The 11,872-nt window shown below is 65.7% G+C and carries 15 protein-coding genes; 9 read left to right on the top strand and 6 right to left on the bottom strand.

The window, feature by feature from the left end; all coding sequences use genetic code 11:
- The first annotated feature begins 85 nt into the window (after positions 1 to 85).
- The 4 genes from NWE53_RS20275 to NWE53_RS20290 all read left to right on the top strand — a co-directional run bounded on the left by NWE53_RS20275 (position 86) and on the right by NWE53_RS20290 (position 3,536).
- Positions 86 to 1,162, top strand: coding sequence for an AI-2E family transporter (locus NWE53_RS20275; protein ID WP_265051155.1), 1,077 nt, complete (start codon positions 86 to 88; stop codon positions 1,160 to 1,162).
- Positions 1,163 to 1,278: 116 nt separating this feature from the next.
- Positions 1,279 to 1,638 (top strand): DUF883 C-terminal domain-containing protein, encoded by a 360-nt coding sequence (locus NWE53_RS20280; protein WP_265051156.1) that lies wholly within the window; start codon positions 1,279 to 1,281, stop codon positions 1,636 to 1,638.
- Between the two features lie 2 nt (positions 1,639 to 1,640).
- Positions 1,641 to 2,066 carry a hypothetical protein gene (locus NWE53_RS20285; RefSeq protein WP_265051157.1) on the top strand — a complete coding sequence of 142 codons (426 nt, stop codon included), beginning with the start codon at positions 1,641 to 1,643 and terminating at the stop codon, positions 2,064 to 2,066.
- A 78-nt stretch (positions 2,067 to 2,144) separates the two neighbouring features.
- Positions 2,145 to 3,536: a sensor histidine kinase gene (locus NWE53_RS20290; RefSeq protein ID WP_265051158.1), complete on the top strand. Its 1,392-nt coding sequence runs from the start codon at positions 2,145 to 2,147 to the stop codon at positions 3,534 to 3,536.
- A 2-nt stretch (positions 3,537 to 3,538) separates the two neighbouring features.
- On the opposite strand, the gene NWE53_RS20295 is transcribed toward NWE53_RS20290, so the two are convergent.
- Together NWE53_RS20295 and NWE53_RS20300 are read right to left on the bottom strand one after the other, a co-directional pair.
- The gene (locus tag NWE53_RS20295) at positions 3,539 to 3,919 is read right to left on the bottom strand and encodes a response regulator (protein ID WP_265051159.1); all 381 of its coding nucleotides are present in this window, start codon (positions 3,917 to 3,919) and stop codon (positions 3,539 to 3,541) included.
- 164 nt (positions 3,920 to 4,083) lie between these two features.
- Positions 4,084 to 4,515 (bottom strand): DUF992 domain-containing protein, encoded by a 432-nt coding sequence (locus NWE53_RS20300; protein WP_265051160.1) that lies wholly within the window; start codon positions 4,513 to 4,515, stop codon positions 4,084 to 4,086.
- A gap of 176 nt (positions 4,516 to 4,691) precedes the next feature.
- Between NWE53_RS20300 and NWE53_RS20305 the strand changes: the two genes are divergently transcribed.
- Positions 4,692 to 4,925: a hypothetical protein gene (locus NWE53_RS20305; RefSeq protein ID WP_265051161.1), complete on the top strand. Its 234-nt coding sequence runs from the start codon at positions 4,692 to 4,694 to the stop codon at positions 4,923 to 4,925.
- A 7-nt stretch (positions 4,926 to 4,932) separates the two neighbouring features.
- Here NWE53_RS20305 and NWE53_RS20310 read toward each other — a convergent pair whose 3' ends face one another.
- Positions 4,933 to 5,685 carry an extensin-like domain-containing protein gene (locus NWE53_RS20310; RefSeq protein WP_265054964.1) on the bottom strand — a complete coding sequence of 251 codons (753 nt, stop codon included), beginning with the start codon at positions 5,683 to 5,685 and terminating at the stop codon, positions 4,933 to 4,935.
- Between the two features lie 342 nt (positions 5,686 to 6,027).
- Positions 6,028 to 6,822: a response regulator gene (locus tag NWE53_RS20315; protein ID WP_265051162.1), complete on the bottom strand. Its 795-nt coding sequence runs from the start codon at positions 6,820 to 6,822 to the stop codon at positions 6,028 to 6,030.
- 212 nt (positions 6,823 to 7,034) lie between these two features.
- Between NWE53_RS20315 and NWE53_RS20320 the strand changes: the two genes are divergently transcribed.
- The 3 genes from NWE53_RS20320 to NWE53_RS20330 are packed head-to-tail and all read left to right on the top strand — an operon-like array spanning position 7,035 to position 9,485.
- Complete coding sequence (locus tag NWE53_RS20320; protein WP_265051163.1) at positions 7,035 to 7,259, top strand: NepR family anti-sigma factor; 225 nt, start codon at positions 7,035 to 7,037, stop codon at positions 7,257 to 7,259.
- Complete coding sequence (locus tag NWE53_RS20325; RefSeq protein WP_265051164.1) at positions 7,246 to 7,833, top strand: sigma-70 family RNA polymerase sigma factor; 588 nt, start codon at positions 7,246 to 7,248, stop codon at positions 7,831 to 7,833. The genes NWE53_RS20320 and NWE53_RS20325 overlap by 14 nt, the downstream gene beginning before the upstream one ends.
- Positions 7,833 to 9,485 (top strand): sensor histidine kinase, encoded by a 1,653-nt coding sequence (locus NWE53_RS20330; protein WP_265051165.1) that lies wholly within the window; start codon positions 7,833 to 7,835, stop codon positions 9,483 to 9,485. The genes NWE53_RS20325 and NWE53_RS20330 overlap by 1 nt, the downstream gene beginning before the upstream one ends.
- A gap of 3 nt (positions 9,486 to 9,488) precedes the next feature.
- Here NWE53_RS20330 and NWE53_RS20335 read toward each other — a convergent pair whose 3' ends face one another.
- Complete coding sequence (locus tag NWE53_RS20335) at positions 9,489 to 10,370, bottom strand: transglutaminase family protein (RefSeq protein ID WP_265051166.1); 882 nt, start codon at positions 10,368 to 10,370, stop codon at positions 9,489 to 9,491.
- 136 nt (positions 10,371 to 10,506) lie between these two features.
- On the bottom strand, positions 10,507 to 10,788 hold the full coding sequence (locus tag NWE53_RS20340; RefSeq protein WP_265051167.1) for a hypothetical protein: 282 nt from the start codon (positions 10,786 to 10,788) through the stop codon (positions 10,507 to 10,509).
- A 164-nt stretch (positions 10,789 to 10,952) separates the two neighbouring features.
- Here NWE53_RS20340 and NWE53_RS20345 point away from each other — a divergent pair, with 164 nt between their 5' ends.
- A complete protein-coding gene (locus tag NWE53_RS20345; RefSeq protein ID WP_265051168.1) occupies positions 10,953 to 11,708 on the top strand; it encodes a Crp/Fnr family transcriptional regulator in 756 nt (251 codons plus the stop codon).
- Positions 11,709 to 11,872: the final 164 nt, after the last annotated feature.

Genomic DNA, 11,872 nt, shown 5'->3' on the forward strand with positions numbered 1-11,872 from the left:
GCGCGGGTCGCGCGTTGGAAGCAGGATCATGCTCAGCTCATCGGCCTGGAGGCCGTTTCCGCGTTACATGGCGGAGACGGAACCGGTGGACGAGACCGAAGAGGTCACACCCTACGAGCATGACCTCATCGTCCGCTACGCCATCGTCGGCATCTTCGTCATCCTGGCGACGGCCTCGCTCGCGCTGACCAAGGTCATCGCCATGCCGGTCATCGCGGGGGTGATCTTCGGCCTGGTCCTCGGGCCTCTCGTCGACTGGATGGTCCGGCACAATGTGCCGCAACAGGCGGCCGCGGCGCTGGTGATGCTGCTCTTCGTCGGCCTGCTTCTCGGCGGGATCGGGATACTTGCGGTACCCGTGGCGGGCTGGAGCGACCAGGCGCCGGCGATGATGGCGGCGCTGCAGGCCAAGCTGGCCGGCGTCTTCGCCTTCATGGACGAGTTCAAGCGCGGCGTCGCCTCGATCACCGGCAAGGGTGCCGAGCTCAGCGTTTCCCAGGGGAATCCCCTGTTCGACATCGCCATGTCGTCCTCGGCGGCCGCCGGCGGCATGCTGATCTTCGTCGCGACGGTCTATTTCTGGCTGGCGACGCGCCGCCATCTCAAGGCTCGCGTACTCCGGCTCTGCCTCGGCCGCGGCGCGCGCCGGTCCGCGGGCTCTTTCTTCGAGGAGATCGAGGAGCGGGTAGCGCGCTATTTCGGCCTGGTGACGATCATCAATCTCGGCATGGGCTTCCTGACGATGACCATCGCCTGGATCGCCGGCTTGCCGTTTCCGCTGTTCTGGGGCGCGCTCGCCTTCATGCTCAACTATCTCGCCTTCATCGGACCCATCTTCGTCGCGGTCCTGCTGTTGGCGGGCGCATTGTTGGACGCTCCGTCGCTCCTCGCCGCGCTCTGGCCGGCTGCGGCCTATTACGTCCTCCATCTGTTCGAGGGTAACGCGATCACTCCGGTCTTCGTCGGCAGCCGGCTGACGATCTCTCCCTTCCTCGTCTTCATCTCCTTCATCTTCTGGCTCTGGCTATGGGGACCGATCGGTGCCGTGCTTTCGACCCCGATCGTCATCGTGGCCATGGTGGCGCAGGAAGAATTCGCGCGTTACCGCCGCGAGAAGGCCAAGGCCGACGCGGAAGAGAAGCCGGAGGCACAGGCCGCCTGAGTGCCGCGCCCGGAACAGAACCGGAGTGGACGCGTTGCGACACAGGCAGTGCCCCTTGCGGCGGCGACGTTGCATCGGCACCATTCCCTATTCAACAGCGACAGGAACTCATCGTCATGGCAACCACGACATCCGCGAAACGTCAGGCGGCTGCTGCCGCCAAGCGAGCCAAGGCAGAGGTCGAAGGCGGCGCCGAGGATGTCGCTGCGGAGGCACGCAGCGCCGGAGCACGCGCCAAGCGCCAGGCGAGCGCGCTGGAAGACACGCTGACGCGCAGCGCCGAGGATATCGCCGCGACCGTCGGCGAGCGCCTGCGCGCCGTTGGCGTGGATACCGACAAGATGGTCGACATCGCCAAGGAGCAGGCGACCGAGCTGCAAAAGCTGATCGAGGACGAGATCCGCGAGCGGCCGCTGCGCGCGCTCGGGCTGGCGGCGGCGGTCGGGCTGTTCGTCGGCTTCCTGTCGGCGCGCTGATCATGTTCGGGGGGATCGGATCTTTCATCGCTTCGGAAATCTCCGGCGCGGTGAAGCGCAATGTCATCGTCTACGGCCTGTTCGGCCTGGCGGCGCTGCTGGTGCTTTGCGCCGGCGGCTACGCGCTCAATGCCCTGCACACGATGCTGATGCTTCGCTACGGGGGGATTGCCGCAAGCCTCTGGATCGCTGGCGGCTTGTTTGCGACGGCACTCCTCGCCTTCTGCATCGCGCTTTACGTCAAGGGCCGACGCAGGCCGCCTCGTCCGGCCGCGACGGCTGCGCTCGCCGCCGCCCCCCTCGCCGCAAAGCTGATCGGTTCGCGCATGAGCTGGCGCTTGGCCCTGGCTGGCGGAATCGTCGTCCTTGGCGCAATTCTCGGCCGTCAGATCGTCGCCGGCGGGGCAGAGGACGACGAAGAGGCTTGATCCGAGGCGCCCATGGCGGTGGACGGGCCGTGTCATTTTACATAGGGATGTCGGCATGCGTCCTTTAACAAGGCTGGCATGTCCGATCAGGTGAGGCCCCGTAGCCGCTTCTCGCTTCCGGCCCTTCCGGCCTTCAGCACACGGCTCCGCTCGGCAACGACTACGATCATCTCGATCGGTGTCGTCGCCGTGGCGGTGATCGTGGCTGCGTTGATCAATCAGCAGGCCCGGCGCACGGCGGATCTTGTCTCGCATGCGATCGAGATCCGCGAACGCGCGGAGCGCTTTCTCGGCCGCCTCCGCGATGCGGAGACGGGTCAGCGTGGATTTCTCCTGACCGGCCAGCCGAGCTATCTCGAGCCTTTCACCGAAGGGCGGGCGACGGCTGGCCCCGAACTCGACATCCTGGCTGCGCTTGTCGATGCCGATCCGGCCCAGAAGGCGCAGGTGGCGAAGCTGCGTCAGGATATGGGCATCAAGTTCGAGGAACTCGATCGCACGATCACGCTGGAGCGGGCCGGACGCCGTGAGGAGGCGATCGCGCTCGTGCGCGATGCCGGCGGCATTGCGGCGATGGACCGGCTGCGCGACACGGTGCAGGAGATCCAGCAGGCCGAGAACACCCGTCTCCTCTCGCTCTATCGGCGTGAGGAGCGCAGGCGGCTCTGGAGCAGCACGGGCATCGTCGTCGCGCTCGCAGGGCTCGCCTTCGCGGCCTGGCAGCAGCTGCGCCGGCGCCAGCGCCGCACCGCCGCGCTGGCGGTCAGCAACGCCGAGCTCGAACAGATCGTCGGCGAGCGCACCCGCCAGCTCGAGAGCGAGCGCCTGCGGATCGAGGCGCTGCTGCGCGACGTCAATCACCGCGTCGGCAACAACCTGGCCATGGTCTCGGCCCTGCTCAATGTTCAAAGCCGGCAGACACGGCAGCCCGCGGTCAAGGCCGCGCTGGCGCAGGCGCAGTCCCGCATCCAGGCGATTGCGGCCGGCCAGCGCCGCCTGCGCCTCGACATCGAGACCGACGAGATCGATGCGCGTCCCTATATGGAGGACCTGCTGGCCGAGATCGGCAAGGCTGCGGAAGGCCGCCCGATCCGGATCGATCTCGACATGGAGTCGATCCGCCTTCCCGGGCGCGATGCGGTGTCCTTCGTCGTCATCGTCAACGAACTGGTGACCAACGCGATCAAGCACGCCTTTCCCGACGGCATGTCGGGATGCATCACCATCCGGCTTGCCCAGGATGAGGTGGAAGGCGTGCCGGTCCTGGCCATGACGATCGAGGATGACGGCGTCGGTTTCCCGGCCGAAGCTCAGAACAAGGGGCTTGGGCAGACGGTGATCGCGAGCCTGCTGCGCAGCATGCGGGCGAGCATGATGAGCCGGCCGCTGCATGCTGAAGCAGGAGAACGTCCGGGAACACGGATCAGGGTGATCTTTCCGAAGCGGGAGACCCCGCCAGCCTCGGCCTGACGCTAACCCTGAACGGTCTCGTCGGGAGCGGGCTCTATCGCGCTCACGACGAAAGCTGCGACTTCCCGGATCGAGAAGGGCTTGCGCAGGAAGCGGGCATTCCGCAGCGGCGCCGGCACCTCATGCGGAGCGGAACCCGACACGAACGCGAACGGCGTTCCGGTCTGCTGGAGCGCGCTCGCGACCTCGAAGGTCTTCCCCCCGACGACATCGATGTCGAGCAGGGCACAGGAAAGCTGGCGAGACGCGGCACGTCTCGCCTCTGCGACGGATTCGACCACGATCAGCTCGGCATCGGCGCCGAGCTGTTCTGCGACGGCACTTTCGATGTCCATCGCGATGAACGGGTCATCTTCGACGATCAGAACGCGGATATCAGCCATTGACCGGCTTCTCACTCACTGCAATCCCAGCACGGCTCGATAACGTCATAGGATTGGCGATGTTCCTGCTCTCGCTCAGTAAGGCCCGAAAAGCCTCGATTTTGAATCGAATTTGCCAAGTCAGGGTTAGCAAAACGTAATCTTGGGTCTTTTTTGCCTTCAGCTTAGCGCCGCCGGCCGGGAGCGACGAGCGTCAGCTCGAAGCTGGTGACGCCGACAGCGACATTGATGCCGCGATTGCCCTGGAAAGGCAGCGGCTGCAGGGTCACCGCGTTGTTGTCGCCGCCCACGAGGGTGTTGCCTCCCGCTCCGGGCGTTGCGCCTGTCGCCTTGTACTGGCCCGCGAGCGCTCCCAGCGGCGCACGCGCATAGGGGCCGTAGACGCGCCAGGCCAGCGCGGCGCTGCGGACGGAGGCGAGGTCGAGCCCGAAGCTCCGAACGATGCCGGTATAGTGCTGCAGGGGTCCGCGACGGGGGCGGAAACGGCACTCCATCGGCTTCTGCGCCGTCACGACCGGCGCCAGGCCGCCGCTGACTGTGCAGGACAGCCGGCCTGTCGGCGGTTCGCTCGACTGGGCCAGCGCAGGGGTGGACATGCTTGCCAGGCCAGCGAGGGCGGCAAGGGCAAGGAGGAGACGGGGTTGCCCAAAAGTCATCGCGTAGGCTCCTGGCGAGGTGACGGACGGAACGCCTCAAGAATCCCACAGTTCCGGCTTAGAGGAACCAAAGGAAGCTTGTTGCGTTGGCGCTTCATCTTGGCATGGGAACGTCGATGTCCGTGAGTCGCCCGCTGGGAGAAATCCCAATAATTCACGATCCGGCTCCGGACCCGGCCCTGCCGCCGTTCTGGGAGCTCGAGGATTTGATCGCGACCGGGCTCGATTGCGATGCGGCGCTGGCGGTGATGGCGGCGCGGCGCGCCGGCCCGAGACTCGTCGATGTCGACGACGCCGATGATTCCCCGGAGCGGCAATCGTTCCTCATGCGGTTCGACATCTCGGAATAGGCTCCGTTCACTGGCAGAAGCGTGATGCGCGCGAGCGCCGCGCCTGGATGTCGACATGAAGGTGATTGGCGTGTGCGGCGTCTGAGCCGGGTCCCAGCGCCGTCATGAAGGCTCCGCAAGCCGATTGACGCACTCCATCGAGGAAGCGGTTCTGCGCAAGTCCCGAAGGCTTCTCGACCGAGATCACTTCCGATTTGCCGCCTTCCGCCAGCTTGAAGGCGAAGATGTCCAGAGCCTGACCCGTTGCGTGTTCGCTGATCGGGCCGGCCGAAGCGCGGTTGCGCCTTCGGCATTCCTGCCCTCCGCCGACACGCAGCCCCGTCAATCCCATAGCGAAATGTCCCTGCGCAAGCGGCTGAACGCTGGTGTCGAGCCAATCGGCAACGGCTGATGCCATCGCGCAGCTGACGAGCGGCGCCGGATCGAACGTGACCGTGAGCGCTGCCTTGCTCCCGCGGAGGGCGAGGGCGTGGAGGCGAACCGGCTCTTCGACGCGACAGGCCGCGTCGGCTTGCGCAAGCTCCGATACGGCCGGCTCGATCCGGTTGCCGGGAATGGCCGCCAGTCGGGACAGGCATGTCGATGCGCTCGACGGCGTTGGCTCGGCCGGCGCCGGCTGCGGCGGCTTGACCACGTTCCGCTCGACGGGTGCACGCGGCAGAAGCTCCGCAGGGCGCGGCGGGGGCAGGGGGCTGGCGGAAGCGGAAGGAGCGGGTTTTGCCTGCGCCGACGCGACACACGGACAGACCAAGACGGCCATCGCGATCAATGCGGCTTGGACGTGGCCGGAGTGTATCGCAGAACTCAACCGTCGAGAGCCGCGGCGCCGGCGACGGCTAGGCTCGTCAAGGCTGCAAGTGCCAGCGACAATACCTCCCCGCTCAGCGCTCCAGGCGCCACCGCTCCCGAAAACAACGCTGTCGCGATCGAACTCGCCGCGATTGCTGCTGACAAGCAGGTCATCGCCATAGCCCACGCCCTCCCGAACCGGATACCAAACCGACATCGTGACGCGAACGCTCGATTGCGGAGCTTGTTCCGGAGGCCGCGACAAAAAAACCCGCAGCCGCGCCGCGGGCTTCGACGATGGGAAAACGCCGGTTCAGGCGGCCTTGCGGCCCGCGCGCCGGTCGAAGAACAGCGCCTGGCTGATCGCCGCCTTCACCGCTTCCGGTTGGAAAGGCTTGGTGATGAGGAAGGCGGGCTCGGGCCGGTCGCCGGTGAGCAAACGCTCGGGATAGGCCGTGATGAAGATCACCGGCACATCGATCGACGACAGGATTTCGTTCACGGCATCGAGACCCGAGCTGCCATCGGCGAGCTGGATATCGGCCAGAACGAGCCCCGGCCGCTTCTTGGCGACGAGGGCGATGGCTTCGCGCTGGGTGCGGGCGACGCCGGTGACGGTATGGCCGAGCTCCTCGACCATCGTCTCGATGTCGAGCGCGATGATCGGCTCGTCCTCGATGATGAGCACGTCGGTCGCAACCTGCTCCGCGATCTCCTGGCCGGCGGTCTGGACCAGCGTGGCGGCATCGCCCGGGTTGATGCCCATGATCGTCGCGACCTCCTCGATGGAAAAGCCCTCCACGGTCCGCAGCAGGAAGGCCTGCCGTGGTCGCGGCGTCAGCGCTTCGAGATTGCGTTCGGCCGGAGCCCGCGTGAGTTCGACGATCGGCTCGCGCATATCGACGCTGGCCGAGGACCAGAGCTTCAGGAAGGCTTGATAGAGGCCGATTCGCGGGTCGATCCCGCGGGGAAAGCCGGAAGGATCAGCCACCAGCGCTTCCAGCATCGCTACGACATAGGCGTCGCCGCTGGTTTGCGTGCCGGTGAGCGCGCGGGCAAACCGGCGCAGGTAAGGAAGATGAGGCGCAATTTCTTTGGCGATCGACATGAACGCATCCCTTTTATCGTGCCGAAATAATGGCTTAGGATGGGCCGCTGACAAGGAATTTATTTTTTGTCGGATGCGGAACTTTTTGGAATCTAGGCTGTTATTACGGCGCATTGGTGTCGCCACCGCCACTGGGCTTTGGTTTCGCCGACGAAGAAACGGAATGCGGGACTTGCTGGAAAAGCAGGCTCGGTAGTGGCGCGAGGGCTGATATGAGCAATCTGGATGCAGCGATGTCCGAACCCGACGGAGGCGATAGTGACGACTTCGAACTGGTTCTGGACCCGAAGGTGCAGGAATCCATCGGTCGCTCGCTGAAGGCCCATTACGACGACATCGTGAACGCGCCCGTGCCGGACAAGTTCCTCGTCCTGCTGGCGCAGCTTGAAGCCACCGAACAGCGCGCAGCCGGAGCGTCGTCCGATGAGCGCAAGTGACGCCAGGACCGCTGCCCAAGCCAACGAGTTCAAGGATGGCTTGATCCGCGAAATCCCCAATCTGCGTGCCTTCGCGGCTTCCCTGTCTGGCTCGATGCAGCTGGCGGACGATCTGGTGCAGGATACGCTGCTCAAGGCCTGGGGCAATTCCGACAAGTTCGAACCGGGCACGAGCTTGCGCGCCTGGCTGTTCACGATCCTGCGCAATACCTATTACTCCCTCTACCGCAAGCGCGGCCGCGAGGTGCAGGACAGCGAGGGCACCTATGCCGAGCGCATGGCGACCCATGGCAACCAAGAGAGCCATCTCGACCTCGCCGATTTCCGCAAGGCGCTGGCGAAGCTCCCCGAGGAGCAGCGGGAAGTCCTGATCATGGTCGGTGCGACCGGCCTGTCCTACGAAGAGGCTGCCGACATCTGCGGCGTGGCCATCGGCACCATCAAGAGCCGGGTCAATCGCGCGCGGACCAAGCTCGCCGAACTGCTCTCGATCGGCGGGGTCGACGATCTCGGGCCGGACCGCACCAGTGCGGCAGCGATGCAAAGGGTCGGTTCCGAACCTGTTGGTTCCTGATGCGTCTGGCGAAAATCAGCACCGTTCGCGGGCGCCTTCTGGCCCTGTTGATCGCCATTGCGGTGCCGGTCGGATGTGCCTCCGCATTCGCAGCCTATGCAACCTACCGGGCCGCTATAGCGACGATCGAAACCGCACAGGCCCGGGCCGTCGATGACTTCGCGGTGCGGACACGGGTCTGGTATCGCGGCGCTTCACGGGCTTTGCTCGCCTTCGGCACGGTGGCGATCGATGCGCGCCTCGACGGCGCTGTTTGCGAAGAGGCCGCGCTGGGGGCGTTGAAACGGGCGAGCGGCTTCCGTGCGTTCTTCCTGCGCAGCGCCGACGGACGCGTTTGCGCGGGCTCTCTCGACGCAGATCTATCAAGCGAGATGATGAGCAACGTCGCCCGGCAACTTGCCGGGCTTTCTTCTGTCGCGACCTGGAACGGAGCCGATCTCGGCAGGCTTCGCTACGATCAGGTCACGCTCGCAGGTCGTCGTTACCTCGCCGTTCTGATGGCGGACGAACAGGCCTCGGGCGGGGGGCTGCAGGAGGCCCTTCTCCTGACGACTCCGGATCTGCTGGAGAACGTGTTCGACCTCGGCGATGGCGGCCGGGATATGAATGTCGCCTTGATCGGCCGTGGTGGCGCTGTTGTGGCCAGCCGCGGCGAGGATGCCGACATGTCATGGCTGCCGCAGCAGGATCGCCTCCCGACCGGGCGCGAGCGCTGGACGGCACCAAGCCGGTCAGGTCCAGGCCGCATTTATACGGCCCGGATGGTCGCCGAGCCGGACTTCTACGTCATAGCCAGCTTCGACGACGGACCTGCCAAAGCCGCGCGCGTGCAGTTCATGGTGCTTCTGCTGGCGCCGCTCATCACGCTTGGCTTGCTCTGCCTCGTCTATCTGCGGGCGATCGACAAGCACTGCGTTCGCTGGCTGCGCGGCATCGAGGCGGCCGCGCGGGCCCGTGCTTCCCTGGGGCGGACGAGAGCGGCGATCGCCGACGACATGCCGAGCGACATCCGCAGTGTGGCGGAAGCCTTCAACGCGATGGTCGACGAGCAGGAGGTGCGTCAGCGCCGGCTCCAGACCGCGCTCGACGACAACCGCTTTCTGGTGCGCGAGCTGCATCATCGGGTGAAGAACAGCCTGCAGGTCGTCCAGAGCTATATCGGCCTGAGCAAGCGCGATTATCGCAACGAGGCCCGGCTGGCGCTCGCCGATGCCGAGTGCCGTGTCCATGTGCTCTCTGCCGCCTATCGCTTCACCCTGGCCGACGGTGAGATGCAGCCGGTCCGCGTCGACCTGTTCCTCGACGATGTCGTCACGATGATCTCGAACCTGATCCGCAGCCGCGACCAGTGGGTCACGAGCCGGATCGATACCACGGCGACACTCTCGGTCGACCGCATCATCCCATTGGGGTTCCTGGTGGCGGATGTCGCTTCGCGGGCGCTGCGCAGCACGCCCGAAGTGCGGATCACGGTCAGCGTCGTCGATATCGATGAAGCCACGATCGAAGTCGGGCTCGACGCCGACCGCGAGATCAGCCATGGCGCCCCGCCGCGCATCTTCGCCGGCCTGATCGCCCAGATCGAGGCCGTTCAGACGGCCGATCCCCAGAGCCATTCGCTTGGCCGCTGGCGCGTCAGGCACGCCGTCTGAGCTTTATGGCTGCGCGGCCTGCGCCGGTTCGATCGCAACGCCGACGCTGAGCCCCAGGAAGGAGCCGGCCGGCCCGACGAAGCTGCCTGCGACGGCCGAGGCATCCTCCGGCACGCGCGCGACAGCGACACGCAGGAGCTGCCGGTCGGCGACGAGATCGTTGGTCGGGTCGAACTCGACCCAGCCATCGCCGGGGATGAAGACGTCGGCCCAGGCATGGGTCAGCCCGACGGCACTGATCAGCGACGACGCCTCCAGGCTCCGGTCATGGATGTAGCCGGTGACGAAGCGTGCGGCGAAACCCATGCGCCGGGCGAGCTCGATGAACAGCCAGGCATAGTCGCGGCACGAGCCGCTGGCGCTTTCCAGCGTATCGACGGGATGCTGGGTCCCCTCGTCGAAGCGCACGGCATAGGAAAGCGCATCGTGGATCGCATGGGCGAGGTCGCGCAGAAGATGGCCCGAGCCCTGGCCGATCCGGGCCCTGAAATCTGCGAGCCAGTGATCGAGATGCTTGTCGGGGTCGGCGCTGGCGAGCATCAGGAAAGGCTGGAGAACCGCTCGCTCGTTTTCGCTGTAGACCACGCCGGTGAGCGCGGCCCCGGGCTTGATTTCGGTCCGGGGCAGGGCCGAGCCGAAGCGCTGGAGCGTCAGGATGCTGACGATTTCGAGCGTATCGGCCTCGGCTTTGAAATTCGCGATGGCGACGGGGTTGCCGTAGGCGTCATGCATCCAGGTGAGATGGGCGTGCGGCGAGATCGAGAGCGCGGTGTCGAAGACACGCAGGTCGAAGCTGTCGCGCGGCCGCAGCATCAGCCGGTGCGGACCGAAGGCCACGGGCTGGGCATAGCGGTAGGTCGTTGCGTGCCGAATGCGCAGCAGCATGGGGTTTCCGCCTTCAAGAAGCCAAAAAATAAGCCGCCAGAGGCGGCTTTGAAGTGCGACGCGAGGATGCGTCGCGCATGTAACGCGGGAAATCCCGTCAGGTTCCGCCGCTACGCATTTTTAGATCCTCACGTGCTCAGCGCACGATATGCGTGACGAGCCCGCCCGCCATCGCCTGCTGCGAAGGCGAGGCGATCGCACGCTTCGCGGTGCTCTGCGCGCGGTCTGAGCGATCGACCGCCGCGAACCGGAGATCGGCAGCCTGATCACGCTCGCCCTTGGCCATCGCGACGGTGGTCGAACTCTGGTCGGTCGGCGCCTGCAATTGTGCTCCGAGCGTCAGGCCGGTGACGGCTGCGCCCATGAATCCGAAGAAGAGGAGGGCTCGTGCAGCCGGGGCAAGACTGGCTTTCGGCATATCTGTCTCCCAACGCTTTCCGACGCCAAACGTCGGGTTTCAGCAGGAAAACGCGACGGAAGCCCTGATGGTTCCCTTGGTCCCGGCAGGGAACGCGTGGCCGCCTGTGCGCGTTGGGCGATTGCCGGCGCTTTCCGCATCGGCCTCGGGGGATCGATCCGCTCATGAACATCGTCAGTAAGCAGGGACGGTTGGGTACGCCCTGCCTTGCCTGCCCGCTGCGGCTGAAACCCGCTTTCAAGGACAAGACCGACGACGAGATCCGATTCATCCAGGCGATGAAGATCGATCATCGCGCGCTGCCGGCAGGCGCCGACATCATCCACCCCGGACAGGAGGATGCGGAACTCTATACGCTCTATTCGGGCTGGGCCTTCCGCTACAAATCCCTGCCGGATGGGCGCCGCCAGATCCTGAATTTCCTGCTGCCGGGCGACCTCGTCGGCCTGCAGGCCTCTCTGCTCAGCGCTTCCGAGCACGGCATCGAGGCACTCACCGAGGTCGAGCTTTGTGTCTTCTCGCGCAGGCGGATCTGGGACCTGTTCGTGAAAATGCCGTCTCTGGCCTACGAGCTGGCGTGGCTGGGCTCGCGCGAGGAGAGTCTGATCGACGATAATCTGACGTCGGTGGGCCAGCGCAACGCAGGCGAGCGCGTCGCGGCGCTGGTGATCTCGCTCTATCACCGGGCCGATGCGCTTGGCCTGGTGAGCAACGACAGCTTCGCCTTTCCGCTCTCGCAGCAGCAGCTTGCCGATGCACTCGGCCTCTCGCTCGTCCACACCAGCAAGACCTGGTCGCGCCTGCGCAAGGCTGGCCTGTTCTCGCTGTCGGGAGGGCGTCTGACGTTGCTCAATCCGCGCCTGACGGCGCGTATGGCCTCGGTCTACGAGCAGAATTCGACGCCCAGGCCGCTGATCTGAAGCGTTTGTCCGATGGTTGTTGGCTGGAAAGCGGAAAAGAGCTTGGCGGGCGGCCGCTCTTGACCCCATATGCCGCACAGGTAACGTTCGTCCGCGTCAGACGCGTCGTCTCTGCGGCGATCAAGGGGTGCCATGTCTTCGACGGTTCGTCATCGTCCGCGCGC

It is taken from the genome of Bosea sp. NBC_00550, from assembly GCF_026020075.1.
Classification (GTDB): domain Bacteria; phylum Pseudomonadota; class Alphaproteobacteria; order Rhizobiales; family Beijerinckiaceae; genus Allobosea.

Excerpts from the sequence above, each read along its gene's own strand:
- NWE53_RS20280 (WP_265051156.1), top strand. The coding sequence starts at position 1,279 with ATGGCAACCACGACATCCGCGAAACGTCAGGCGGCTGCTGCCGCCAAG.
- NWE53_RS20285 (WP_265051157.1), top strand. The coding sequence starts at position 1,641 with ATGTTCGGGGGGATCGGATCTTTCATCGCTTCGGAAATCTCCGGCGCG.
- NWE53_RS20290 (WP_265051158.1), top strand. The coding sequence starts at position 2,145 with ATGTCCGATCAGGTGAGGCCCCGTAGCCGCTTCTCGCTTCCGGCCCTT.
- NWE53_RS20295 (WP_265051159.1), bottom strand. The coding sequence starts at position 3,919 with ATGGCTGATATCCGCGTTCTGATCGTCGAAGATGACCCGTTCATCGCG.
- NWE53_RS20300 (WP_265051160.1), bottom strand. The coding sequence starts at position 4,515 with ATGTCCACCCCTGCGCTGGCCCAGTCGAGCGAACCGCCGACAGGCCGG.
- NWE53_RS20305 (WP_265051161.1), top strand. The coding sequence starts at position 4,692 with ATGTCCGTGAGTCGCCCGCTGGGAGAAATCCCAATAATTCACGATCCG.
- NWE53_RS20310 (WP_265054964.1), bottom strand. The coding sequence starts at position 5,685 with ATGGCCGTCTTGGTCTGTCCGTGTGTCGCGTCGGCGCAGGCAAAACCC.
- NWE53_RS20315 (WP_265051162.1), bottom strand. The coding sequence starts at position 6,822 with ATGTCGATCGCCAAAGAAATTGCGCCTCATCTTCCTTACCTGCGCCGG.
- NWE53_RS20320 (WP_265051163.1), top strand. The coding sequence starts at position 7,035 with ATGAGCAATCTGGATGCAGCGATGTCCGAACCCGACGGAGGCGATAGT.
- NWE53_RS20325 (WP_265051164.1), top strand. The coding sequence starts at position 7,246 with ATGAGCGCAAGTGACGCCAGGACCGCTGCCCAAGCCAACGAGTTCAAG.
- NWE53_RS20330 (WP_265051165.1), top strand. The coding sequence starts at position 7,833 with ATGCGTCTGGCGAAAATCAGCACCGTTCGCGGGCGCCTTCTGGCCCTG.
- NWE53_RS20335 (WP_265051166.1), bottom strand. The coding sequence starts at position 10,370 with ATGCTGCTGCGCATTCGGCACGCAACGACCTACCGCTATGCCCAGCCC.
- NWE53_RS20340 (WP_265051167.1), bottom strand. The coding sequence starts at position 10,788 with ATGCCGAAAGCCAGTCTTGCCCCGGCTGCACGAGCCCTCCTCTTCTTC.
- NWE53_RS20345 (WP_265051168.1), top strand. The coding sequence starts at position 10,953 with ATGAACATCGTCAGTAAGCAGGGACGGTTGGGTACGCCCTGCCTTGCC.